Genomic DNA, 24,194 nt, shown 5'->3' with positions numbered 1-24,194 from the left:
GGTAAACGCGCTATGAATCAGATTAAAAAATCAAACAAACTCGAACATGTCTGTTACGACATTAGAGGTCCGGTTTTGCAAGAAGCAAAACGTCTGGAAGAAGAAGGTAATAAAGTTTTAAAACTCAATATTGGTAACCCGGCACCTTTTGGCTTTGAAGCACCTGATGAAATTTTAGTAGATGTTATTCGTAATCTACCAAGCTCACAGGGCTATAGTGATTCGAAAGGACTGTTCTCTGCGCGTAAAGCAATCATGCAGCATTATCAAGCTCGTGACATGCGTGACGTTACTGTTGAAGACATCTATATTGGTAATGGTGTTTCTGAATTAATCGTACAAGCGATGCAAGCCTTATTAAATAATGGCGATGAAATGCTGGTACCAGCTCCGGATTATCCTTTATGGACAGCAGCGGTTTCCCTTTCTGGGGGAAACGCCGTTCATTATATGTGTGATGAACAACAAGGCTGGTTCCCTGACCTCGATGACATTCGTAGCAAAATTACAAAAAATACCCGTGGTATTGTCATTATCAATCCAAACAACCCAACAGGTGCGGTATATAGCAAAGATATTTTGATGGAAATCGTTGAAATAGCTCGTCAACATGACCTAATTATCTTTGCCGACGAAATCTACGATAAAATTCTCTATGATGATGCCGAACACCACTCTATTGCTGCGATGGCTCCTGACTTATTAACAGTCACCTTTAACGGTTTATCAAAAACCTATCGGGTTGCGGGTTTCCGTCAAGGTTGGATGGTATTAAACGGCCCTAAAAAGCATGCTAAAAGCTACATTGAAGGCTTAAATATGCTGGCTTCCATGCGTTTATGCGCCAACGTTCCGATGCAACACGCTATTCAAACTGCATTAGGTGGTTATCAAAGTATTAGCGAATTTATTCTACCGGGTGGTCGTTTATACGAACAACGCAATCGTGCTTGGGAACTGATCAATCAAATTCCCGGTGTATCTTGCGTTAAACCTATGGGTGCATTGTATATGTTCCCTAAAATAGACCTTAATCGCTACAGTATTAAAGACGATCAGAAAATGATCCTCGATTTATTACTGCAAGAAAAAGTTTTATTGGTACAAGGTACTGCCTTTAACTGGCCATACCCAGACCATTTCCGCATCGTCACCCTTCCCCGTGAAGATGATTTAGATATGGCAATTCAAAAATTTGGACGCTTTATTGTGGGTTATCATCAATAAAATTGTCTTCTATTAGAGAAAACGCAGTATAACAACCCGTTATATTGCGTTTTTTTATTTTCTTTTTCATTGGCGTTTACATCTGTAAGTTATCCACTCACAATAATGTCTTCAATCACGCAATTGGGAGATATTATGAGTTACTTTTTTGCCCACCTTTCTCGCTTGAAACTCATTACTCGTTGGCCATTAATGCGTAATATTCGCCAAGAAAATGTTTCTGAGCACAGTTTACAAGTCGCTTTTGTCGCCCATGCATTAGCAGTAATTAAAAATCGTAAATTTGATGGTAATGTCAATGCAGAACGTATTGCATTACAAGCGATGTATCATGATGCCAGCGAAGTGATCACCGGCGATATGCCAACACCAATTAAGTACCATAATCCACAAATTGCTCATGAATATAAAAAAATAGAAAAATATGCACAGCAAAAATTAATTGAAATGTTACCCGAAGAATTACAAGAAGATTTTCGTCCTCTTATTGATGAGCAATTACATAGTGAAGAAGAAACCTTTATCGTCAAACAAGCCGATAGTTTGTGTGCCTATTTAAAATGCCTTGAAGAACTTGCCGCCGGTAATAGTGAATTTAATTTGGCGAAAAATCGCTTAGAAAAAACATTAGCAGAAAGACATAGCCCTGAGATGGACTATTTTATGAAGGTGTTTGTACCCGGTTTCAGCTTATCTCTTGATGAAATTAGTGAGTAAATGATCAAAAAACGCCGTTTATGATGTGATGACTAAACGGCGTTTCAGAAAAATGCAAAGCATTAGAATGGAAATAATAGCGGGATCAAGAATACGCTAATAAACATCACAATAATCGTAAATGGCACACCAATTTTAATAAAATCTGCAAATTTATAACCACCAGGCTCAAGAATAAGTGTATTAACTGGTGATGAAACAGGTGTCATAAATGCGGCTGATGCGGCAACACCAATCACCATTGCAAATGGTAACGGCGAGACATTCATTTGGTTTGCAGCTGCAATCGCAATGGGTGCCATTAATACCGCCGTTGCCGTATTCGAGATAAACAACCCAATTGACGCACAGAGTACAAACAAGCACACCAACATCACTTGAGGCCCTGCACTACCAGCAACATCCATTAAACCATTTACAATAAGCTCAATACCGCCTGTTTTTTGCAATGCAGCGGCAAATGGCATCATACCCACAATCAAAATAATACTTGGCCAATGGATAGAACGATAGGCACTTTCCATATCAATACAACGGAATTTCCCCATTAATAAACAGGCAATAAGTGCTGCAATAAAGTTGGGCACTTCATTTGTCACCATTAACGCCACCATTAATGCTAACGAAAATAATGCATGAGGTGCTTGTGATGAGGCTGGCGCAACAGTTTCAATTTCTGCAGCTAAATTTAACACAATAAAATTACGTGGTTTAGTGGATAAAATACGAATAAGCTTCCAATCACCAATAACCAATAGCACATCACCAAGGCGTAATGGCTCATCAACAATTTTACCCGGCAACGCATTGCCTTCTCGACGAATAGCAACAACGTTTAATCCATAACGAGTACGGAATTTTATCTCTCTTAATGATTTGCCTAATAACTCTGAATCTGGATTCATGGATACTTCAGCAAGACCCACATCACGGGATTGCTCAGAGAAATATTCTCCTCGTAATACCATCGGCTCTAACATCTGTTCACGGCAAAATTCACGCAAATCAACATCGCTGGCAGACATATCAACCAATAAAACATCACGCTCTCTTAATTCAGTGCCCCCTGTTGCGCTAACCATTACACGCCGAAACCGCCTCCAGCGTTCAATACCAACAACGTTTGCACCATAACGAGAACGTAGGTGCAATTCATCAAGTGAATGACCTATAAGTGGCGAGCCTTTACGAATGGCTAAACGACGAGCACGTCCTGCTAATTGATAATCACGAATAAGATCACGGAAAGTACGACGATAAGCCTCTTTTTGCTTCCCATTATCGTTATTTCCTAACCAACGACGTACCACCAGCATATATAGAATGCCGGCAAACAATACAGCGATACCAATAGGCGTAATGGAGAAAAATTGAAAACTTGGCAACCCTTCTCTGACTAATTCACTGTTAACAACCATATTAGGCGGAGTCGCCACTAAGGTCATTAATCCACTGATAAGGCCCGCGAAACCTAACGGCATCATTAAACGACCTGGTGATGTTTTCATGCGAGCAGCAACACTCAGCACAACAGGAATAAAAATGGCTACCACTCCTGTTGAACTCATGAAAGCACCTAGACTTGAAACACATATCATTAATAGCACAAGCATTTTAACTTCACTGCTACCCGCGACACGTACAAGCCAGTCACCCATTTGATAAGCCACGCCTGTTCTCACTAACCCTTCGCCAATAACAAAAAGAGCAGCAATAAGTAATACGTTAGGATCACTAAATCCTACTGTGGCTTCATTTAATGTAAGTGTACCGCTAAGAACGAATGCGATGATGACAAGTAAAGCGACCACATCCATACGGATTTTGTTGGTCGTAAAAAGGACAATAGCTATCAATAGCAGGCTTAAAACCCATAATAATTCGCTATTCAAAATGGCCTCGATCAGCAATAAGTGAAAACAGGTTAAGACATCAATTCACTACATTGATAAGTAGACCATTTTTACATCAATAAGTCTTCTAGTATGATCAAAGAAAAGACTATCTTTTGTGCGTTATTATCACTTTTTCAGCTTGCTTCTCGATTTGAATATCATTTAAAGAATCAATAATTAAATGAATCTCATTACGGCGAGGAAGGGATAAAGGAGCATGAACCGCAATGACTTGACAACCTGCATCTAAACCAGAGTAAATACCAGCGGCTGCGTCTTCAAAAACCACACACTCTTGAGGCAATAAACCCAATTTTTTTGCGCCTAAAAGATAAGGTTCTGGATCAGGCTTACCTTTACTAATACATTCAGCCGTCACCCAGTGTTTAGGCTCAGGAATACCCGTGACAGATTGGCGGGTTGATGCGATTGGTACAGTACCTGAAGTCACTATTGCCCAAGGAATATCTAATTCATTAAGGTGATTAATTAACTCAATGGCACCCGGAAGTGGTGCTAAACCATCTGTTTGGGTTGATTCTAATTTTTCTAACCAACGAAAAGTATCTGTTATCTCTTGTTCGGTAGCATTAGGCATAAAATGGCGAATCGACTCAATGGCAGGCTTTCCATGGATATAGTCATTAATCTCTTGTGTTGATACACCGACGCGTTCACCAAATAGCGCCCAACAATATTCAACAACAGGTAATGAATCAACTAATGTTCCATCTAAATCAAACAGAAAGCCTTTACATGTGATCGCCATAATTTATGCCTACCTTAGAATGATGCGTTACTTATTACGCATTAAGAATTTGTTGGATTTCAACGGCGCTAAGGTGATATTGGCGAGGGCAGGCTAACCAAACAGCTAGCATTCTTTGGTATTTTTCCCACATCGGTGTTTGTGAGTTGAAACCATGACTGCCACTATCAAAATGCGTATAGCGCCCTTCTGTATTCACCATAAAACGCACATAACTAAGATAGCGGGATTCTGTCGCCGCATCAAAGCCAATAAATGCGACACGACGAGCATCTGGCATTTCTTGATCTTTTAAGTTATCGCGAGAAACTTGCAGTGCATGGTACATTTCCATGACGTTAATAATGGTACGGCAAGTCTCTTCAGACATTTCATCAAAATCACGGTCTAGTTCACGCAATTGTAATCCGTAACCGCGCTCAATGATTGTCTGATAGCGACGATAACGTTCAGCGTTATCAGGATCCATCATAGTCATCATTTTATATTGATTAGAGAGGATCAAGCGTTGTGCGTGTGTCATTTCCATCATTAATTCTCCAAAGAAATCATTGAGGAGAGCATGACATTAATCAAAAGTATTGAGTAGTGTTAACTACGCGTTTTTTGATCTCAACGGGTAATTCTAAGGACAATAATGACAAATGACGAAGGTAGAACAAATGTTCTACACATCATCAAGAAAAGAGCGATCAAGTTGCTTAAAAGCACGTTTTAATAAATGTGCAAGAGAAAGGTAAGTCGGCGTTTGTTCCACAGGTGCTAAAGCAATACCTGCTTCTTCAAATTTATCACGTATCTCATAAAACCAGCGTAACAATGTGCCAGGAAGGGGTGTTGCGGCTCGCTTACCCAACCACCATAAACCTTGCATTGGTAAGCTACAGGCAAATAACGCCGTTGTAATTGCTGGCCCTAAACTACCCCCTAAAGCAATTTGCCATGTCATCGTAAAAATAGCGATCGGTGGCATAAAGCGAATGCCAAATCGCGTTGCTTTGACAATACGGTTTTCAGGGAAAACGGGGGCTAATTGCTTTTCAACCGGCCAGGTTTTTAAATACTCATTACCCAAACGAAGCTTCTTAAAAAAGCCGGGGGGAGTCACTGTCGGTTCGCTCATAATGACCTCAATCAATTTCTTCTGTAACTTTTAAAAAATATCTATAAAGAATAAAAATCTTTTAGTAGAATTAAGTATATTTTGTCTTTGTTGCCTTTACTCTGTATCCTGTGCCCATTCTAAAGGTTTGTGGCAATAAAGCGCTATATTTTGTTTGCCGGCGTGATTTTCAACCCTTTTCGACGATTTTAACGCGAAAAGCTAATGGGTGAATAAAAATCGTCCAATTAATGATTGGCAACTATAATTAGCATCAAGTTTTTTACTTTAAGCATGATGCGCGTCATTAATGTCATCATAGTAATGCGATAGGCTTTTATGATTGACGTTTTATTAACCACCGTCTTTATAATATAAAAGACACTACGACAACAAGATAAATAGGTAATTCCATGTCAAGTAAGCTGGTGCTGGTACTGAACTGCGGTAGTTCTTCTCTTAAATTTGCAATTATCAACCCAGAAAATGGTGAAGAATTCCTTTCAGGTTTGGCTGAATGCTTCAACCTTCCTGAAGCCCGCCTGAAGTGGAAAATGGATGGCCAAAAACATGAAGCTGCGTTAGGCGCAGGTGCTGCTCATAGCGAAGCATTAAACTTTATCGTAAATACTATTCTGGCTGAAAAACCAGAACTGTCTGCACAAATTGCTTCTATTGGTCACCGTATTGTTCACGGTGGTGAGAAATTCACTAAATCTGTCGTGATCACTGACGAAGTTATCAAAGGTATTGAAGCTGCTATCCCATTTGCCCCATTACATAACCCAGCTCACCTTATTGGTATTGAAGAAGCGCGTAAAGCATTCCCTCATTTAATTGAGAAAATGGTTGCAGTATTTGACACTGCATTCCACCAAACAATGCCAGAAGAAGCTTATCTGTATGCACTGCCATACAGCTTATATAAAGATCACAGCATCCGTCGTTACGGCGCTCACGGAACTAGCCATTTCTTCGTTTCTCGTGAAGCCGCTAAAATGTTAAACAAACCTGTTGATGAACTGAATGTAATCACTTGCCACTTAGGCAATGGTGGTTCTGTTTCTGCTATCGTTAACGGTAAATGTGTTGATACTTCTATGGGTCTGACTCCATTAGAAGGTTTAGTAATGGGCACACGTAGTGGTGATATCGATCCTGCTATCGTATTCCATTTACATGATACTTTAGGTATGAGCGTTGATGACATTAATAAACTGCTAACTAAAGAATCTGGCTTATTAGGTTTAACTGAAGTCACTAGTGACTGTCGTTATGTTGAAGATAACTACGAAACTAAAGCAGATGCTAAACGTGCAATGGACGTTTACTGCCATCGTTTAGCGAAATACATCGGCTCTTACTGTGCACTGATGGAAGGTCGTTTAGATGCTATTATCTTTACTGGTGGCATCGGTGAAAACGCAGCAATGGTACGTGAATTATCACTGAAAAAACTGGCTCTGTTAGGCTTTGAAGTGGATCATCAACGTAACTTAGATGCACGTTTCGGTAAATCAGGCACTATCACTACCGATAACAGCCGTCTTGCTGTTGTTATCCCAACTAACGAAGAGTTAGTTATCGCTCAGGACGCAAGTCGCCTGACCGCTTAAGTTCTTTGATGTACTGCCAGTATCATGCTGGCAGTACTGTTTTACATAACGAGCAACCGATATTTAAAGAGGTTTCCGTGTCCCGTACAATTATGCTAGTCCCAACTGATACACGCGTAGGTTTAACCAGCGTCAGCTTGGGTGTTATTCGTTCTATGGAACAAAAAGGCGTTCGCCTTAGCGTGTTCAAACCTATTGCACAACCTCGTGTAAAAGGTGCATTAGATCAGACAACTGCGATTATCCGTTCTCACTCCACTATTCAATCATCAGAACCTTTAAATATGGATTATGTTGAGTCTCTGCTCAGCTCAAACCAAAAAGATGTTCTGATGGAAGAAATTGTTGCTAGATACCATGAAAATACCGCTGATGCAGAAGTAATTCTCATCGAAGGTCTGGTACCTATGCGTAAGCACCCTTTCGCACAATCATTAAACTATGAAATTGCAAAAACATTAGGTGCTGAAATTGTTTTTGTTACTGCATTAGGTAACAACACGGTTGAACAGCTAAAAGAGCGTATCGAATTTGCGCGTGCTGAATTTGGCGGTGTAAAAAACCAAAATATCACAGGCGTTATTGTTAACAAACTAAATGCGCCTGTTGATGATCAAGGTCGTACTCGCCCTGACTTATCTGAAATCTTTGATGATTCAAGTAAAGCGATTATCTCTAATGTCGATTTAAAAACCATCGAAAAAAATAGCCCACTACCTTTACTGGGTTGCATTCCATGGAACTTCGATTTAATCGCTACTCGTGCAACAGATATGGCAAAACACTTAAATGCGACTGTCGTCAATAAAGGCGATATTGAAACTCGTCGTATTAAATCTGTCACTTTCTGTGCCCGTAGTATTCCACACATGTTAGAGCACTTCCGTCCAGGTTCACTTTTAGTCACCTCAGCGGATCGCCCTGATGTATTAGTTTCAGCGTGCCTCGCAGCAATGAATGGCGTTGAAATTGGTGCAATCCTACTAACAGGTGGTTATCAAATTGATGCACCGATCAAACAACTTTGTGAACGTGCATTCGAAACTGGCTTACCAATCTTTATGGTTAATGCAAACACTTGGCAGACCTCTTTAAATCTGCAAAGCTTTAGCTTAGAAGTGCCTGCTGATGACCATGAGCGTATTGAAAAAATTCAGAACTACGTTGCTCAACATATCAATACACAATGGATTGATTCACTGACAGCTAACTCTGAACGCCCTAACCGTTTATCACCACCAGCGTTCCGTTATCAATTAACAGAATTAGCACGTAAAGCGAAAAAACGTATCGTTTTACCAGAAGGTGATGAGCCACGTACCGTTAAAGCTGCAGCTATTTGTGCTGATCGTGGTATCGCTACTTGCGTACTGTTAGGCGATCCTGAAGAAATTCGTCGCGTAGCAACTGCACAAGGTGTTGAATTAGGCACAGGCATTGAGTTAGTCAATCCTAAAGAAGTACGTGAAATCTATGTACCTCGCTTAGTTGAACTGCGCAAAAATAAAGGTATGACAGAAGTTGTTGCTCGTGAACAACTAGAAGATAACGTTGTTCTCGGCACATTAATGCTAGAAAAAGGCGAAGTAGACGGCCTTGTTTCTGGTGCTGTTCATACAACCGCTAACACTATTCGCCCACCACTACAGTTAATCAAAACTGCACCAGGTAGCTCATTAGTGTCTTCTGTGTTCTTTATGCTGTTACCAGAACAAGTTTATGTTTATGGTGACTGTGCAATTAACCCAGATCCAACAGCAGAACAACTGGCTGAAATCGCGATCCAATCTGCAGACTCTGCAATTGCATTCGGTATCGACCCACGCGTTGCAATGATCTCTTATTCTACTGGTAACTCTGGTGCAGGTAGCGATGTAGAGAAAGTTCGTGAAGCAACACGCTTAGCACAAGAAAAACGCCCTGATCTGATGATTGATGGTCCTTTACAATACGACGCAGCTGTTATGGCTGATGTTGCTAAATCTAAAGCACCAAACTCACCAGTTGCAGGTAAAGCGACTGTGTTTATCTTCCCTGATCTGAATACCGGTAATACCACTTATAAAGCGGTACAACGTTCAGCTGACTTGGTTTCAATTGGACCAATGTTACAAGGTATGCGTAAACCAGTAAATGACCTTTCTCGTGGTGCATTAGTAGACGATATCGTCTACACCGTTGCGTTGACAGCTATTCAAGCAAGCCAACAAGAAAACGCATAATTATTGAAGTTCGCTTCAAATAAAAAAACGCCAGATGATTGATTTCATCTGGCGTTTTTTATTCTACAGATTTCTTATTTGACTAAAATTCGAGGCAGTCTCAAAACCAAACAGCTTGATTCTGTCTCCTTTATAACGGAGTGTCAAATAAAATCACACATATAAATACCCAACATAAAAACAATTAACACATTGATTTTACTTGCTTATTTATATCTTTACTATTCAGAAAAAGATAGGAGTGAGGTGAGTTTCTGTTAGTATGCTGGTGGGTGCTTGGATCATTTTGGTTCAAGCATTTGCAGGAGCCAAAAAGACGAAAGCCCCGAATTTTAATTTACTAAAATCCGAGGCAGTCTCAAAACTAGACAACTTGATTCTGTCTCCTTTATAAAGGAGTGTCAAGAGAAATGACTAAGCTTGCCCTATTAGGGCTGATTACTGTATGTATTACAGTTTTGTGTTTTGCTTTACTGAAACATGAAAGATTATGTTCTTTTAATATCAGTAGTGGCGACACCGTAGTTCAAGCTATTTTATCTTGCGATAAATAGTTTTGTGGGGGAAATTCCCCCACAATTTCTCTCAAAAGTTGTTGAGATTGGTGATCACTAGCACCCTACTTTAATCCACGAGTACACGCTGATTGGTCGCACCCCACAAAATCGACATCTCTGTAAACAGTGCACCACTAATATCTTCAACCTCTTCAGCAGTGATCTCTGCATTACCTTGCTTACCAAAGAACACGACTTCATCCCCTGATTTGATATTTTTAAGATCGGTAATATCAACAATCACCGTATTCATTGACGTTTTACCCAAAACAGGTACACGTTGACCACCAATTAAAGCATGTCCTGCATTACTAAAGACTCGACGATAACCATCTGCATAACCGACAGGGATATTAGCTAATACTGAATCACGTTTTAGTGTGTAAGTGCGATCATACCCAACAGTATTACCTTTAGGATAGTAATTGATTGAGGCAATATTGGATTTAAAAGTCATAACACGTTTGTAATCTGTACTTGCGATGGTATCACCATAAAAAATCCCGCCTACACGCACCATATCTAACCATGATTCAGGTACAGTAATTGTGGCAAAAGTATTTGCCATATGCAGAGTGACATCTTTACGGTTTAGCCCTGTAACATCCAATACCTTTTGTGATTGCTGTTTAAAACGAGCGAGATCTTCTCTTACTTTATCCGCATCTTCTTCAGGATAATGAGACATAATGCCAACCACTTTAAGGTTGGCTAATTGGGAGATTTGTTTCGCCTCTTCAAGCCCTGCTTTGTTATTAACCTCTAAACCATTACGAGACATTCCACCTGAATTTAAGGCAAGATGAATAGGGATCACTGTATTTTGTTGTTTAGCAATGGCATCTAATTTCTTAGCCATATCTAAGTTACCAATCAATTCTTCCACGTTATAGCTTGTCGCCTGAGCCATTTCTTGCTCTGTAGCATTACGTACACGCATTAAACGACCTTGAAATCCTAGATCACGCACTTCTTTTAGCTCTTGGTTATTCGTTACACCAATACATTGCACATTATTTTCAATCATAACAGGTGCAACTAATGATAAATCATGACCATATGCATCCCCTTTTAAAACAGCACAAAGCGAGGATTTATCACCTAAAAGTGATTGTACTTTTTTCACATTAAAATCAAGCGCACTACGTGAAATTTCAATCCATGAGTTATTCACAATTGCAGGTTGAACCTGAGCTGTTTGAGTCGCTGGTGGATTGTGATTAACAGGCTGTTGGCAAGCAGTGATAACCAAAAGTGGTAACAACGCAAGATATCGAATACCAAAAGACATCTTCTTTTTCCTTAGTGATTGTGATGTTAAACCTATTTTTATAATTAATTAGGTATGAAAATATACACATTATGAATATCCACTCAAGATAATAGCATTATTATTCATAAAATAAACATGCTAATTCAAAATGATATGTATGGAGGCTCAATGTCGAAAATTAATAGAAAAGGAAAAGATGATTATAGGTGTGATCTCTGTAGAGAACATCGGTTTATCCCTGTGCATACGGGGAACACTCTAATCATAATATATTGAATATATAAAAGAAATTTAAGCACATTATTTCTACCAAAAAAATGCCCGACTGATTAGAAAGTCGGGCATCTATTAAAATTCAATAAATATTATCAACGAACAATAATTCCTAACAGAATACCGATAACACCGAAGTCTGCATCACTAAATGTGGTGTTAGCAATACCGATGTCTCCAAGTACTGGTAATAGGAATACAGGCAAGAAAGTAATTAATAAGCCTTGAACGAATGCCCCTAAAATTGCACCACGACGTCCACCAGTTGCATTACCAAATACCCCTGCGGTTGCACCCACAAAGAAGTGAGGGACTACACCAGGAATTATTACTGTCCAATCTAAAGCGTACAGAATGAACATACCGATAACACCCGCAGCGAAGCTACTTAAAAAGCCGACTAATACTGCATTGGGTGCATAAGGGAATACAACTGGGCAGTCTAAAGCAGGTTTTGCATTAGGCACTAACTTATCTGAAATACCTTTAAAGGCAGGAACAATCTCAGCAATAACCATACGCACACCTTGCAGGATAATATAAACACCGGCGGCAAAGGTAATGGATTGCATTAACGAGAACATAAACCAGTTTTTACCACCACTGACTTCACGAACAAATGTATCGCCCGCAAATAAACAGGTAATGATAAAGATAATGCCCATAGTGAAGGCAATGGCAACGGGTGTATCACGCAAAAAGAGTAAACTTTTAGGCACATTCATCTCTTCAGTTGAATGCTCTTTATTACCAAATTTACTACCTATAAAACCTGCAACGACATAAGAGATAGTTGAGAAATGCCCTAATGCCACATCATCAGAGCCAGTAATTTTTTTCATATAAGGGTGTGCAATGGCTGGGAAAAATACCATTGAAACCCCAACAACTAATGAACCTACCGCAACTAATACAGCGCCTTCTAAGCCTGCTGTTGCCAGAATAACTGCCACCATCATTGACATAAATAATGTATGGTGACCCGTTAAGAAAATAAATTTCCACGGCGTTAAACGAGCAATTAAGATATTAATCAACATGGCAAAGAACATAATCAGAGCCATTTCTTTACCAAAGCTTTTTTGTGCAATAGAGACAATAGCCTCATTATTAGGCACAACACCTTGAATGCCAAATGCATGTTGGAAAATCGTTGAGAAATCACCCAGTGAGTTAATTACAAGACCTGCACCAGCACCTAAAATCACAAAACCCATAATGGTTTTTACCGTGCCTTTAATACATTCTGTAACAGGTTTTTTCTGGGCGATTAAACCAATCAATGCGATCAAACCCACTAAAATAGAGGGCTCAGAAAGCACATCACTCATTAGAAAGCGGAAAAAGTCCATGATAGGCTCCTTATAACGCGCCTAATTCACGTAATGCGACAGAAAGTTTTTCTTTCATCGCGACTTTATCAATCATATTATCCAGTGAAACTACTCTTCCGTTTACTGCTTGTGAGTTAAGTTGCTCTGCAATATCACGAGTTCCGACATAGATATCACTTGGCGTACCTTTTGCTGAACCTAAATCAACGTGATCCACTTCTGCATTGACAGCGAGATCTTTTAAAATACTTTTGATACTCATTTCCATCATTAAGCTACTGCCTAAACCATTTCCACACACAACTGTAATTTTCATGGTATTCCCCTTGGTAATTTTAAATTGTCATTAATAGTTGTTGATAACTGCTAATACATCCGCTTTGCTTTTCGCATTAAATAGCATTTGAATATCTTTATCGTTATCAAAAAGTTCAGCTAATTTCATAATGACATTAATATGGCTATCGTTATCTGTTGCTGCTAAAACAATCAGTAACTTCACCGGATCGTTTTCATCTGCACCAAATTCCACACCTTGCTCAACAATCGTTAATGCAAGAGAAAGTTGATTAACACCATCTTCAGGACGAGCATGAGGCATCGCAATACCAGGGCCTAAAACATAATATGGCCCTATTTTTTCATGTGATTTGTAAATAGCATCGATGTAACGAGGTTCAACGTACCCTTTATCAACTAATGGCTGACACGCCACTTTAACGGCTTCTCGCCAATCGCTAACGCTTGGAACCACTTGCACCACATCGGGCGTTAATAATGTTTTAAGCATCTTTATAACCTCAATAAGACTCTCTTTGAGCTTCGTTATTAAGGATAGTAATCATAAATGGTAGCGCTATCTAGATAGAACATTCGTAATTGTGATAGCGCTATCATTTTAATGAAATGTTAATTGCAGAAAATGCCAACAATTGACACTGTATTGTTTCAGCATAATAGGAAGTTTTCAGGTAGGATCTGCGGTTAATAAACTAGGCTAAGCAAGCATAATCACACATGATCAAAACACGTAAGCGCCGAAATACAGGTCGCGTCACATTACAAGATGTCGCTAAACGCGCGGGAGTCGGTTCAATGACCGTTTCGCGTGCATTACGAACCCCAGAGTTGGTCTCTGATAAGTTAAGAGAGAAAGTTAATCAAGCCGTAGAAGAACTTGGCTATATTCCTAATGCCTCGGCAGGCGCATTAGCTTCGGCTCAAAGTCATATTATTGCAGTACTGTTGCCCTCTTTCACAGATAAAGCCAGTGCTAATTTTATGCAATCTTTACAGCAAATATTAAATCGTCATCAATATCAAATTCTCGTCGGTTGTTATGAACATCAACCACATAAAGCCAGTGATGTGATTAATATGCTATTACAAAGCAACCCAGCCGCACTTGTTGTCTTTGGATCACAACTCAGCCCCACTCACTTTTTACATATTAGTAATGCCAATGTGCCGGTTGTCAGTGTTGCGAGTCAATCTGATGAACAAGCGGCTATTAGTATTGATTGTTCTTATGAGCAAGCAGCATACGATTTAACTAGCCATTTAGTCACCCAAGGAAGACGTTGCATCGGCTATATTGGGGCTTTACAAGGCCAACGTTTACACCATCAGCAAATTACCGGTTGGTCACGAGCCTTGCTCAAGCATTATTTAAATGCTGAACAAAGCGTTACAACCCCCGATCCTGCTTCTATGGCTTATGGTAAACAAGCTTTAACAGAGATTTTATTGCGACAACCTGAATTAGATGCCGTAATTTGTAGTCATGAGAGCATTGCGTTAGGAATGATTTTTGAATGCCAAAGGCGATTAATTAAGATCCCTCAAGATCTGGCAATTGCTTGTTTGGAAGGCTCTGATAATAGTGATCAGATATCCCCGTCTCTCACGTCAATTCGTTTTGATTATCACAAAATGGGAAAAGAGGCAGGAAAACACCTTACCGCCCTTTTACAACGCTTAAAAGACGAAGATGATAACGCTATATTCGAAGATACCGTTATCAACTATGCTTATCGCTTTGAAATAGGGCAAAGTACCCCTTAATCGACGGTTTCTCGGCTTTCTAAGCGTGTACTGTTATTACGTGTTAACCAAAGAGAAAGCGCTTTTAGTGAATCTGGCGTGAATTCATCACAACGCTCTGTGATTTCAGAGGGAGTTAACCAACACACTTCCTCAATTTCTTCTGCTTGCAGAGCGAAAGGTCCATGAGAAACACAACTAAATAGACTTCCCCAGACACGGCAGCTTTTATCATCATAATAAAATTGCCCGTGTTCAGCGAAAGGAACCCCCGCAATACCGAGTTCTTCTTCTGCTTCACGGCGCGCGCTTTCCAGTAAATTTTCACCTTGTTGGACAACACCACCGGCTGTGGCATCTAACCAACCAGGATAAAAATCTTTTGTTTCTGTTCTACGTTGCGCCAAAATTTTTCCCATCCCATCATGAACAACAATATACGTTGCTCTATGTCGTAGGTTTTCAGCTCGCATTTGTTGACGTGTTGCTTGTGCAACGACTTCATTTTTATCATCAACAATATCAACCCACTCAACCAATGCCGTCTTTTCTTGTTCCATCCTCAACAAACCTTTTTTAACCGATACTAAACGATCGTAATTTTTATCCTGAATATACCAAAATCACTATTTTTCACCACTACAATAATCATACGAGACTTGTCTTATCCATCTTGCGCTTTTTTGCTTTTTATGATGTTAGAAGGCAGACTGTGAATATAATAAACATTTCGTGCCAACTTTACTTTGGAGCTTTCAATGATTGATTTATATTATGCAGATACCCCAAATGGCCAGAAAATAACACTTTTTCTTGAAGAAGCAGGCCTACCTTATCAGTTACATCGCATTGATATTAGTAAAGGCGATCAATTTAAGCCTGAGTTTTTAGCGATTTCCCCTAACAATAAAATTCCTGCCATCGTTGATAATTCACCGGCAGATGGGGGTGAACCACTCTCTATTTTTGAATCTGGTGCTATTCTTATCTATCTAGCTGAAAAAAGTGGCAAATTAATTAGCCAAAATTTACGCGAAAAAACAACACAACTACAATGGCTATTTTGGCAAGTGGGAGGTTTCGGTCCAATGTTAGGACAAAATCATCATTTCACCCGCTATGCCACAGAAAAAGTGCCTTATGCGATTAAACGTTATACTGAAGAAACACAGCGTCTATATAGTGTATTGAATAAAAGATTAGCGCAATCACCTTACCTTGGTGGCCAAGAATACAGCATCGCGGATATCGCTACATATACATGGGCTCGTCTTCACGATCACCACAATATTGATTTAGCTAATTACCCCGCGATAGAAAAATGGCTAAATAAGATTAATCAGCGCCCAGCAACTAAAAAACTCTTTGGTGAGTAACAGCAATTCATAATGTCAGGATGATATTTATTCTTTATTAGGCAAAATGATCAGGAGGACGGTGATGAAAATACTTATCACAGGTGGTACAGGATTAATTGGCAAAGCATTGGTGTGCGAACTCGCACTGTCTAATAATGATATTACAGTGCTTTCTCGCTCACCTCAAAAAGTCTATTCCCATTTTTGTAATGAAATCACCTGTTGGACTCAACTCAGTGATAAACAAAATCTTAATGAGTTTGATGCAATCATTAATCTTGCTGGAGAACCCATTGCCGATAACCGTTGGACACCTGCTCAAAAGCAAAAACTCATTAACAGTCGTTGTGATTTAACCCAACAATTAGTTGAGTTAATTAAAGCCAGCGACTCTCCCCCTACTGTTTTTATTTCTGGCTCTGCGGTTGGTTTTTATGGTGACCAAGGTGAATTGCAAGTCACTGAACAGACGCCAGCAAACCCTGAATTTACACATGAGCTCTGTGCTAAGTGGGAACGTATTGCACTTGAAGCACAAACACCATTAACACGTGTTTGCTTATTACGTACAGGAATTGTACTTTCAACATTAGGTGGCGCACTTCCTAAAATGAGTAAACCCTTTAAGTTAGGATTAGGTGGCAAATTGGGAAGCGGAAAACAGTATATGCCGTGGATCCATATTGATGATATGGTCAGTGCGATTGTTTTCTTACTTAAGACTCAAGATACTCAAGGCGCTTTTAACTTAACAGCGCCTAACCCTGTACAAAATAAAGAATTTACTCGCCTATTAGGAAAAGCGTTTAATCGCCCAGCCTTAATGACCGTTCCTGAAAGTATATTACGCTTAGTGATGGGAGAAAGTGCCACGTTAGTATTGGGCGGGCAACGAGCCATTCCTGAAAAATTACTTAATGCTGGCTTTGAGTTTCGTTACCCACATTTGGAAGAGGCATTAAAAGATATTATAACCACAGGAAAATAATCTCTTTTTCTATTCTCAACAGGTTGGAATAGATATTCTACCAAATAGATACTCTAAATAATTCAAGCTGTAGCTAGGTGACAAGTGAACGCTGTCAACAACGCTACAACTTGAAGTATGACGAAGGGATTTATCGAGCAGGTTTATCTCCTTCCCACCTTTGGAATAAATCATCAGGCAAATCAATCTCAAACTGATCGAGTACACGATTAACCGTTTGATTGACAATGTCATCAATGGTTTTAGGTTGAAAATAGAAAGCTGGAACAGGGGGCATAATCACTGCACCTAATTCCGACGCTTGTGTCATTAAACGCAAATGGCCTAAATGCAGAGGCGTTTCACGTACACATAACACCAATTTACGCCCTTCTTTCAGCACAACATCGGCGGCACGAGTGACTAAAGTATCGGTATAACTATGAACAATCCCTGATAAACTTTTGATTGAGCAAGGTAAAATTACCATCCCATTGACACGAAACGATCCTGAAGAAATTGATGCGCCAATATCGCGATCGTCATAAATCACATCGGCTAAAGCATGGATATCTTTTAGCGAATAATCAGTTTCTAATGAAATAGTACGGCGAGCAGCTTGGCTAATCACTAAATGGGTTTCAACTGACGGCACAGATTTCAGAATTTCTAATAAACGTATACCATAAATTGCACCACTGGCACCGGTTAGCCCAACTATCAGCTTTTTCATTATAATCCTCAGAATATATATCAACATAAATCATTATGATGATTACCCCTAAAAAAACAAGCGTCGATGCAGAACACACTAGCATCGACGCTTTATAAAGGTATTATCTTACCGAAAAACTAACCTTCGTTATAGATTTCCAAGTTTTCTATCTCATTTTGATCACGAATTTTATGTTCATCATCACGACGAAGATTTTCTAAATAATCTAAATAATCTTGGTCGATATCTTTCGTTATATAAACACCATCAAATACAGAACATTCAAACTGACTAATATCAGGATTTTCTTCTTGTACGGCGGCAATTAAATCAGAGAGATCTTGGAAGATAAGACCATCAGCACCAATTAATTTACGAATTTCATCCACTTCACGCCCATGGGCAATAAGTTCATTGGCATTTGGCATATCAATGCCATACACATTAGGGAAGCGAACTTCTGGTGCTGCTGAAGCAAAATAGACTTTCTTCGCCCCCGCTTCTCTTGCTAACTCGACGATTTGCTCTGACGTTGTACCACGAACAATAGAGTCATCAATCAATAAAACATTTTTATCACGAAACTCTGCACGATTTGCATTCAATTTACGTCTTACTGACTTACGACGTTCTTGTTGACCGGGCATAATAAAAGTACGCCCCACATAGCGATTTTTTACAAAGCCTTGGCGATACGGCTTATTAAGAATATGAGCGATTTCTAACGCGATATCACAAGAGGTTTCAGGAATAGGAATAACCACATCAATTTGTAAATCTTCCCACTCTTTCGCAATTTTAGCGCCTAATTTTTGCCCCATACGCAAACGCGCATTATAAACAGAAATTTTATCAATAAAGGAATCTGGGCGAGCAAAATAAACATACTCAAATAGACAAGGCATTAATTGCGGATTTTCAGCACATTGGCGGGTAAAGAGTTGTCCTTGTTCTGTGATATAAACCGCTTCACCGGGTGCAACATCACGCAAGAACTCAAAGCCTAAAGTATCTAATGCAACACTTTCAGATGCGACCATATATTCATGGCTACCATCTCCTAATGTACGCTTACCGAGTACTAAAGGACGAATACCAAAGGGATCACGAAAAGCTAATAAACCATGACCGATGATCAACGCAACGCAAGCATAAGCACCACGTAACTTTTTATGCATTGCTGCAACTGCAGCAAAAATATTATCAGGCTCTAGAGGGAAATGGTCAAAACGATCTAATTCATATGCTAATACATTAAGCAGTATTTCTGAATCAGAAGTGGTATTGATATGGCGACGCGCTGTTTCAAATAGTTGGCGACGTAATAAATGCGCATTGGTTAAATTACCATTATGCGCCAACGTAATACCAAAAGGTGAATTTACATAAAAAGGCTGCGCTTCTGATGCACTAGAACTACCCGCTGTTGGATAACGGACATGCCCTATCCCGATAGTACCTTTTAAACGCAACATATGACGGGTTTCAAACACATCTTTAACCAGTCCGTTAGCTTTGCGGAGACGGAAACCGTTGTTACCGTCTATCGTTGCAATGCCAGCTGCATCTTGACCTCGGTGTTGTAACACCGTTAACGCATCATAAATTGATTGGTTTACTGGATTCGCTCCAGCGATACCGACAATACCGCACATGAATAGATCCTCATCAGCCAGACGGAGAGGTTATATTCTCTCCGACACGAAACTTGACGCATTTTGCAGGTAGTCAAAGAACCACCTAATAATATGGTTGAATTGAGGAATAAGTTCAGAACGTTGCCAATCAGCGCTATCTGCCATAGGCGTAAAAGCACCTAAAACAAACAATAATGCTGACACGATCAGCACGCCTCTTAATGCCCCGAAACAGACCCCCAAAACTCGATCTGTACCTGATAACCCTGTGCGTTGAACAAGAGAGCTAATCACATAGTTCACAACAGCACCAACAATCAGTGTCGCAATAAACAAAGTGACTATTGCAATCCCGTTACGAACCAGCTCATCTTCAAACCGGGTAAAATAGACGGCAAGATAAGGATAAAACTGACTAGCAACAAAGAAACCACAACCCCAGGTGATGAGTGACAAAGCTTCACGAACAAAGCCACGGATCAGGCTGACTAATGCGGAAAAACCAATAATGGCAATGATGGCGTAATCTATCCAGACCATAAATTCTTTATCCAATAATGATGCTCCGCATTAATACGGAAGCATTCTAACAGAAAACGAAAACGTTTGCGTAATGCTAATTTTCGCTAATTTCAAAATAATTTACGGCGATATGAAAAATCATAATCGCCGCAATAAGTTAACGTTTTGTTACATCACTCATCAGATGACACGTTTAGAAAAATTAAGGCTTATATGCCCTTACCTCACCTTGTAGGCCTGTAAGCTCTTTTAAATGAGGCAAAATGGCCTGTAATTCAGATTTAGACGCACTTGGCCCAATATAAATTCGAGTCATTTGACCAGCTACAGGACGCGCAGGTACGGTATATACCGGATAACCTGAAAAATGCATTTTCGCAATAATTTCTTCTACCTTCGCTGCATTTTTCAATGCACCTAATTGAACAACCCAAGCTTCGCCTTTTGGTGGTTTCGTTTCTTGTACAGGAGGTGCTGGTGGTTGTACAGGTGGCGTGACCACAGGTGGTACAGGTGTTGGCTGTGCAGGTAGTGTCGGCGTTGGTTGTACTGGTGGCGAAACAGGAACAACGGTTGACGGTTGTGGTGTTGTTGCCGTAGGTTGTTCAACACCTGTGACTGCTTCAGAAAGCATTGCTTCAGAAGCGCCTTCTGATGGTGTTGAAGGCGTTGTTGTTTGCTCTATAGGTGCAATAGATTCAATTTCTTGTTCATCACCCGGTTTTGGTACTAAAGGTATAGCGGCAAATTGGTCTTCGTTATATTTCTTATCGCCGTCAAGCAACGCAGGTAAAAAAATAACCCCTACAGCCACTAATACCACGGCTCCGACTAAGCGATTTTGAAATTTACTCGCCACCCACACTCTCCTTTTCTAAAAGTTCCATCACATGTGCGACTGTATGAAATGAGCCACAAACCACGACGATATCATTAGGATTAGCATCGGACATAGCTTGTTTCCATGCGGTCTCTACACTCTCAAATACCGATGGATTTTCAAGATGTTGGGCAAGTACATCCGCCGAAGCGCCACGAAATTCATTAAGTGGAGCAACATACCAACTATCCGTTAAAGGTGTTAAGCACGCTAATGTTCCCGCAATATCTTTATCACCTAGCATACCAACAACAATATGTACTTTGGTATCAGATTTACGCGGTAATTGTGATAATTTTTCAGCTAAATATCCTGCTGCATGAGGATTATGCGCCACATCAAAGATAACCAGAGGGTGTTGTGAAATCACCTGAAAACGCCCCGGTAATTGTGCGCGAGACATGCCTTCAATAATACTTTGGTGTGTGATTGCTTGGCTAATTTTATCATCAGATTTGAGCAAGCAACGAATAACACCCATCGCTGTTGCCGCATTAGCTAACGGAATATTAGGGATTGGTAACGCATTAAATTCACAATCAGCACAATGCCACTGCCAATGATCACCTTCAATAGCAAACGTCCAATCAGCCTCACGACGAAAAAGTTTAGCTTGTTTTTCATTCGCCACAAGCGCTATGGAATGAGGCATATCTGGCTCACCTACCACAGCATAGTGGTTAGCGCGGAAGATACCCGCTTTCTCATGACCAATATGTTCTCTATCGGCTCCTAACCAATCCGTATGATCAAGTGCAATACTTGTGATAGCAGCAATATCAGCATCGACGATATTCGTGGCATCTAATCGCCCCCCTAATCCCACTTCAAGGATCACAATATCAAGCTGAGCTTGCTGAAATAATTTCAGTGCTGCAAGTGTGCCATATTCAAAAAAAGTGAGCGATATATCGCCTCTAGCTTGTTCAATCTCAGCAAATACTTCACAAAAAGCGTTTTCTGGGAGTTCTTTGCCTTGAATGCGTACACGTTCTGTGTAACGAACAAGATGAGGGGAGCTATAAACGCCGACTTTCAATCCTGATGCCATCAAGATTGACTCTAACATATGACAGGTTGTGCCTTTTCCATTTGTACCTGAAACAGTAATAACTTTAGGTGCAGGACGTAACACATTTAATAATTTTCCTACCTTGCCTACACGTTCTAACCCCATATCAATGGCGCTTGAATGTAAGTGTTCAAGATAAGAAAGCCACATCGACAGAGGCGATGTGGCTTTAGGAGCAGTTATGATATTAGACATCTTCTTTTTTATTCGTTTCGATGTTAATTTCTGGCTCGTTATCAGTAGATTCGATTTCATCAGCAATCATTTCTTCGCCAATAATTTCATCTTCATCTTCAACTAAATCATATTGAGTCAGCTTAGCCAGTAATTCAGCCAGCTCATCACGCATTTCTGGACGACGAACAATCATATCAATCGCCCCTTTTTCTAACAGAAACTCACTACGTTGGAAACCTGCGGGCAGTTTTTCACGTACAGTTTGCTCAATAACGCGAGGGCCTGCAAAACCAATCAGTGCTTTAGGCTCCGCAACGTTAATATCTCCTAACATGGCTAAACTTGCAGAAACACCGCCCATTGTAGGGTCAGTCATCACTGAAATATAAGGCAAACCACGTTCTTGCATTTTTGCTAATGCTGCACTAGTTTTTGCCATTTGCATTAATGACATCAGCGCTTCTTGCATACGAGCACCGCCACTTGCAGAGAAGCAAATCAGAGGACAATTATCTTCCAGCGCTTGTTCAACAGCACGGACAAAACGTGCTCCCACAACAGAGGCCATAGAACCGCCCATAAAAGCAAACTCAAAAGAGGCAACAACAACTGGCATCTTTTTCAATGTTCCTTTCATGACGATTAATGCGTCTTTTTCCTGAGTTTGCTTTTGGGCAGCACTAATTCTGTCTTTATATTTTTTGGAATCGCGGAATTTCAGAATATCTTTAGGTTCTAATTCACTACCTAATTCTGTGGTACTTCCTGTATCAAGGAAAGTCTCAAGGCGACGGCGCGCTGAAATGCGCATATGGTGATCACATTTAGGACAAACCTCTAAATTACGCTCTAATTCTGCGCGATAGAGTACCTGTCCACAGCTATCACATTTAGTCCAAACCCCTTCTGGGATATTGGCTTTACGTGAACTTGTAATAGTGCTTTTATTTAGAATTTTTTCAATCCAGCTCATTAACGGACCTTTTCGTCTGAATCTGACCTTCGCCAGTAAAATTATTGTGAGCGTATCAACCACAATGCACTGGCTGTGTGGTTAGCAAAGTTTATGATGATACCGCTTACTGAATTTCAGCGCATCTCTTTATTATGGCTATTCTACGGCAAAAACTAATGATAACTGCTCAAACCTCTTTGCTATCACTTTCTTTCTTCGCTTTTGCGCTCGCTCTGCGATGGCGTATGATCTCAATGACGCCCGGTAAAATAGAAATAACAATAATGGCAACAATTAGCAATTTTAAGTTCTTTTGAACTATATCTAAGTCACCAAAAAAGTATCCTGCATAAGTAAATAGCAGTACCCATGCAATTGCCCCAGTAACATTATAAAAGGCAAAATGACGATATGACATTTTTCCCATTCCTGCAACGAATGGCGCAAAAGTTCGGATAATCGGCACGAATCTTGCCAAAATAATCGCTTTACCACCATGTTTTTCATAAAAAGCATGGGTTTTATCCAGATATTCACGACGGAAAATACGTGAATTCGGCTTACTAAATAGCTTTTCGCCAAAAAGTCGCCCTATAGAATAGTTCACTGCATCACCTAAAATCGCGGCACAAAGCAACAGTAAAACAATAATATGGACATTCACATCATTGGTATCTAAAGAAGCTAACGCACCAGCAACAAACAGTAATGAATCACCAGGTAAAAATGGCGTTACCACCAGCCCTGTTTCACAAAAAACAATCAGAAACAAAATGGCATAGACCCACGTACCATATTGAGCGACAAGCTCTGCTAAATGCGCATCAATATGTAAAATAAAATCAATTAGAAATTTTATTAAATCAATAAATTGCGTTAATAA

Annotated in this window: 24 protein-coding genes; 8 read left to right on the top strand and 16 right to left on the bottom strand. The window is 40.0% G+C overall.

What is annotated here, in order from left to right:
• Positions 1 to 12: 12 nt before the first annotated feature.
• Together JEP40_RS10470 and yfbR are read left to right on the top strand one after the other, a co-directional pair.
• Positions 13 to 1,227, top strand: a complete 1,215-nt coding sequence (locus tag JEP40_RS10470; protein ID WP_072068611.1) for a pyridoxal phosphate-dependent aminotransferase — start codon at positions 13 to 15, stop codon at positions 1,225 to 1,227.
• 135 nt (positions 1,228 to 1,362) lie between these two features.
• Entirely contained in the window at positions 1,363 to 1,944 is a 582-nt protein-coding gene (gene yfbR, locus JEP40_RS10465; RefSeq protein ID WP_004243705.1) for a 5'-deoxynucleotidase, read from the top strand.
• A 62-nt stretch (positions 1,945 to 2,006) separates the two neighbouring features.
• Here yfbR and JEP40_RS10460 read toward each other — a convergent pair whose 3' ends face one another.
• The 4 genes from JEP40_RS10460 to yfbV all read right to left on the bottom strand — a co-directional run bounded on the left by JEP40_RS10460 (position 2,007) and on the right by yfbV (position 5,731).
• Positions 2,007 to 3,836 carry an SLC13 family permease gene (locus tag JEP40_RS10460; RefSeq protein ID WP_198623510.1) on the bottom strand — a complete coding sequence of 610 codons (1,830 nt, stop codon included), beginning with the start codon at positions 3,834 to 3,836 and terminating at the stop codon, positions 2,007 to 2,009.
• A gap of 109 nt (positions 3,837 to 3,945) precedes the next feature.
• Positions 3,946 to 4,608, bottom strand: coding sequence for a sugar phosphatase (locus JEP40_RS10455; RefSeq protein ID WP_232799239.1), 663 nt, complete (start codon positions 4,606 to 4,608; stop codon positions 3,946 to 3,948).
• A 34-nt stretch (positions 4,609 to 4,642) separates the two neighbouring features.
• Positions 4,643 to 5,137 (bottom strand): YfbU family protein, encoded by a 495-nt coding sequence (locus JEP40_RS10450; protein WP_072068750.1) that lies wholly within the window; start codon positions 5,135 to 5,137, stop codon positions 4,643 to 4,645.
• Between the two features lie 138 nt (positions 5,138 to 5,275).
• Positions 5,276 to 5,731 (bottom strand): terminus macrodomain insulation protein YfbV, encoded by a 456-nt coding sequence (gene yfbV / locus JEP40_RS10445; protein WP_198623509.1) that lies wholly within the window; start codon positions 5,729 to 5,731, stop codon positions 5,276 to 5,278.
• A 392-nt stretch (positions 5,732 to 6,123) separates the two neighbouring features.
• On the opposite strand from yfbV, the gene ackA reads away from it, so the two are divergent.
• From ackA to JEP40_RS10430, 3 genes are all read left to right on the top strand, one after another.
• Positions 6,124 to 7,326, top strand: coding sequence for an acetate kinase (gene ackA / locus JEP40_RS10440; RefSeq protein ID WP_072068617.1), 1,203 nt, complete (start codon positions 6,124 to 6,126; stop codon positions 7,324 to 7,326).
• 77 nt (positions 7,327 to 7,403) lie between these two features.
• On the top strand, positions 7,404 to 9,548 hold the full coding sequence (pta, locus tag JEP40_RS10435; protein ID WP_036935553.1) for a phosphate acetyltransferase: 2,145 nt from the start codon (positions 7,404 to 7,406) through the stop codon (positions 9,546 to 9,548).
• A 410-nt stretch (positions 9,549 to 9,958) separates the two neighbouring features.
• Positions 9,959 to 10,102, top strand: coding sequence for a Hok/Gef family protein (locus JEP40_RS10430; protein WP_072063187.1), 144 nt, complete (start codon positions 9,959 to 9,961; stop codon positions 10,100 to 10,102).
• A 70-nt stretch (positions 10,103 to 10,172) separates the two neighbouring features.
• Here JEP40_RS10430 and alr read toward each other — a convergent pair whose 3' ends face one another.
• From alr to JEP40_RS10410, 4 genes are all read right to left on the bottom strand, one after another.
• Positions 10,173 to 11,396 carry an alanine racemase gene (alr, locus tag JEP40_RS10425; RefSeq protein ID WP_198623508.1) on the bottom strand — a complete coding sequence of 408 codons (1,224 nt, stop codon included), beginning with the start codon at positions 11,394 to 11,396 and terminating at the stop codon, positions 10,173 to 10,175.
• 350 nt (positions 11,397 to 11,746) lie between these two features.
• Positions 11,747 to 13,003 carry a PTS ascorbate transporter subunit IIC gene (locus JEP40_RS10420; RefSeq protein ID WP_198623507.1) on the bottom strand — a complete coding sequence of 419 codons (1,257 nt, stop codon included), beginning with the start codon at positions 13,001 to 13,003 and terminating at the stop codon, positions 11,747 to 11,749.
• A 10-nt stretch (positions 13,004 to 13,013) separates the two neighbouring features.
• Positions 13,014 to 13,301: a PTS sugar transporter subunit IIB gene (locus JEP40_RS10415; RefSeq protein ID WP_088495113.1), complete on the bottom strand. Its 288-nt coding sequence runs from the start codon at positions 13,299 to 13,301 to the stop codon at positions 13,014 to 13,016.
• Positions 13,302 to 13,331: 30 nt separating this feature from the next.
• Positions 13,332 to 13,775 carry a PTS sugar transporter subunit IIA gene (locus tag JEP40_RS10410; RefSeq protein ID WP_198623506.1) on the bottom strand — a complete coding sequence of 148 codons (444 nt, stop codon included), beginning with the start codon at positions 13,773 to 13,775 and terminating at the stop codon, positions 13,332 to 13,334.
• A gap of 227 nt (positions 13,776 to 14,002) precedes the next feature.
• Between JEP40_RS10410 and JEP40_RS10405 the strand changes: the two genes are divergently transcribed.
• On the top strand, positions 14,003 to 15,049 hold the full coding sequence (locus JEP40_RS10405) for a LacI family DNA-binding transcriptional regulator (protein WP_198623505.1): 1,047 nt from the start codon (positions 14,003 to 14,005) through the stop codon (positions 15,047 to 15,049).
• Here the strand turns inward: JEP40_RS10405 and yfcD are convergent.
• Positions 15,046 to 15,588: an NUDIX hydrolase YfcD gene (gene yfcD, locus JEP40_RS10400; RefSeq protein WP_198623504.1), complete on the bottom strand. Its 543-nt coding sequence runs from the start codon at positions 15,586 to 15,588 to the stop codon at positions 15,046 to 15,048. The two genes, JEP40_RS10405 and yfcD, sit on opposite strands and share 4 nt — an antisense overlap.
• A gap of 198 nt (positions 15,589 to 15,786) precedes the next feature.
• On the opposite strand from yfcD, the gene JEP40_RS10395 reads away from it, so the two are divergent.
• Together JEP40_RS10395 and JEP40_RS10390 are read left to right on the top strand one after the other, a co-directional pair.
• A complete protein-coding gene (locus tag JEP40_RS10395) occupies positions 15,787 to 16,404 on the top strand; it encodes a glutathione binding-like protein (RefSeq protein ID WP_198623503.1) in 618 nt (205 codons plus the stop codon).
• Positions 16,405 to 16,468: 64 nt separating this feature from the next.
• Positions 16,469 to 17,374: a TIGR01777 family oxidoreductase gene (locus JEP40_RS10390; RefSeq protein WP_198623502.1), complete on the top strand. Its 906-nt coding sequence runs from the start codon at positions 16,469 to 16,471 to the stop codon at positions 17,372 to 17,374.
• A gap of 130 nt (positions 17,375 to 17,504) precedes the next feature.
• On the opposite strand, the gene JEP40_RS10385 is transcribed toward JEP40_RS10390, so the two are convergent.
• The 7 genes from JEP40_RS10385 to JEP40_RS10355 all read right to left on the bottom strand — a co-directional run bounded on the left by JEP40_RS10385 (position 17,505) and on the right by JEP40_RS10355 (position 24,179).
• The gene (locus JEP40_RS10385; protein ID WP_006533335.1) at positions 17,505 to 18,086 is read right to left on the bottom strand and encodes a UbiX family flavin prenyltransferase; all 582 of its coding nucleotides are present in this window, start codon (positions 18,084 to 18,086) and stop codon (positions 17,505 to 17,507) included.
• Positions 18,087 to 18,205: 119 nt separating this feature from the next.
• Positions 18,206 to 19,723 (bottom strand): amidophosphoribosyltransferase, encoded by a 1,518-nt coding sequence (gene purF / locus JEP40_RS10380; protein WP_198623501.1) that lies wholly within the window; start codon positions 19,721 to 19,723, stop codon positions 18,206 to 18,208.
• A gap of 30 nt (positions 19,724 to 19,753) precedes the next feature.
• A complete protein-coding gene (gene cvpA, locus JEP40_RS10375; RefSeq protein WP_023581692.1) occupies positions 19,754 to 20,245 on the bottom strand; it encodes a colicin V production protein in 492 nt (163 codons plus the stop codon).
• Between the two features lie 184 nt (positions 20,246 to 20,429).
• Positions 20,430 to 21,086: a cell division protein DedD gene (gene dedD, locus JEP40_RS10370; protein WP_198623500.1), complete on the bottom strand. Its 657-nt coding sequence runs from the start codon at positions 21,084 to 21,086 to the stop codon at positions 20,430 to 20,432.
• Positions 21,076 to 22,374, bottom strand: coding sequence for a bifunctional tetrahydrofolate synthase/dihydrofolate synthase (gene folC, locus JEP40_RS10365; RefSeq protein ID WP_198623499.1), 1,299 nt, complete (start codon positions 22,372 to 22,374; stop codon positions 21,076 to 21,078). The genes dedD and folC overlap by 11 nt, the downstream gene beginning before the upstream one ends.
• Positions 22,367 to 23,329 carry an acetyl-CoA carboxylase, carboxyltransferase subunit beta gene (gene accD, locus JEP40_RS10360; protein ID WP_198623498.1) on the bottom strand — a complete coding sequence of 321 codons (963 nt, stop codon included), beginning with the start codon at positions 23,327 to 23,329 and terminating at the stop codon, positions 22,367 to 22,369. Before accD ends, folC begins: the two co-directional genes overlap by 8 nt.
• 169 nt (positions 23,330 to 23,498) lie before the next feature.
• Complete coding sequence (locus JEP40_RS10355) at positions 23,499 to 24,179, bottom strand: DedA family protein (RefSeq protein ID WP_198623537.1); 681 nt, start codon at positions 24,177 to 24,179, stop codon at positions 23,499 to 23,501.
• Positions 24,180 to 24,194: the final 15 nt, after the last annotated feature.

It is taken from the genome of Proteus vulgaris (genome assembly GCF_016239305.1).
GTDB classification, from domain to species: domain Bacteria; phylum Pseudomonadota; class Gammaproteobacteria; order Enterobacterales; family Enterobacteriaceae; genus Proteus; species Proteus vulgaris_C.
The sequence above is the reverse complement of the archived record's forward strand: the minus strand, read 5'-3'. Positions and strand labels throughout refer to the sequence as shown.

Excerpts from the sequence above, each read along its gene's own strand:
- accD (WP_198623498.1), bottom strand. The coding sequence starts at position 23,329 with ATGAGCTGGATTGAAAAAATTCTAAATAAAAGCACTATTACAAGTTCA.
- JEP40_RS10415 (WP_088495113.1), bottom strand. The coding sequence starts at position 13,301 with ATGAAAATTACAGTTGTGTGTGGAAATGGTTTAGGCAGTAGCTTAATG.
- JEP40_RS10395 (WP_198623503.1), top strand. The coding sequence starts at position 15,787 with ATGATTGATTTATATTATGCAGATACCCCAAATGGCCAGAAAATAACA.
- JEP40_RS10430 (WP_072063187.1), top strand. The coding sequence starts at position 9,959 with ATGACTAAGCTTGCCCTATTAGGGCTGATTACTGTATGTATTACAGTT.
- folC (WP_198623499.1), bottom strand. The coding sequence starts at position 22,374 with ATGTCTAATATCATAACTGCTCCTAAAGCCACATCGCCTCTGTCGATG.
- JEP40_RS10450 (WP_072068750.1), bottom strand. The coding sequence starts at position 5,137 with ATGGAAATGACACACGCACAACGCTTGATCCTCTCTAATCAATATAAA.
- ackA (WP_072068617.1), top strand. The coding sequence starts at position 6,124 with ATGTCAAGTAAGCTGGTGCTGGTACTGAACTGCGGTAGTTCTTCTCTT.
- alr (WP_198623508.1), bottom strand. The coding sequence starts at position 11,396 with ATGTCTTTTGGTATTCGATATCTTGCGTTGTTACCACTTTTGGTTATC.
- JEP40_RS10420 (WP_198623507.1), bottom strand. The coding sequence starts at position 13,003 with ATGGACTTTTTCCGCTTTCTAATGAGTGATGTGCTTTCTGAGCCCTCT.
- JEP40_RS10390 (WP_198623502.1), top strand. The coding sequence starts at position 16,469 with ATGAAAATACTTATCACAGGTGGTACAGGATTAATTGGCAAAGCATTG.
- JEP40_RS10455 (WP_232799239.1), bottom strand. The coding sequence starts at position 4,608 with ATGGCGATCACATGTAAAGGCTTTCTGTTTGATTTAGATGGAACATTA.
- JEP40_RS10405 (WP_198623505.1), top strand. The coding sequence starts at position 14,003 with ATGATCAAAACACGTAAGCGCCGAAATACAGGTCGCGTCACATTACAA.
- purF (WP_198623501.1), bottom strand. The coding sequence starts at position 19,723 with ATGTGCGGTATTGTCGGTATCGCTGGAGCGAATCCAGTAAACCAATCA.
- JEP40_RS10385 (WP_006533335.1), bottom strand. The coding sequence starts at position 18,086 with ATGAAAAAGCTGATAGTTGGGCTAACCGGTGCCAGTGGTGCAATTTAT.
- JEP40_RS10410 (WP_198623506.1), bottom strand. The coding sequence starts at position 13,775 with ATGCTTAAAACATTATTAACGCCCGATGTGGTGCAAGTGGTTCCAAGC.
- yfbR (WP_004243705.1), top strand. The coding sequence starts at position 1,363 with ATGAGTTACTTTTTTGCCCACCTTTCTCGCTTGAAACTCATTACTCGT.
- JEP40_RS10470 (WP_072068611.1), top strand. The coding sequence starts at position 13 with ATGAATCAGATTAAAAAATCAAACAAACTCGAACATGTCTGTTACGAC.
- yfbV (WP_198623509.1), bottom strand. The coding sequence starts at position 5,731 with ATGAGCGAACCGACAGTGACTCCCCCCGGCTTTTTTAAGAAGCTTCGT.
- yfcD (WP_198623504.1), bottom strand. The coding sequence starts at position 15,588 with ATGGAACAAGAAAAGACGGCATTGGTTGAGTGGGTTGATATTGTTGAT.
- cvpA (WP_023581692.1), bottom strand. The coding sequence starts at position 20,245 with ATGGTCTGGATAGATTACGCCATCATTGCCATTATTGGTTTTTCCGCA.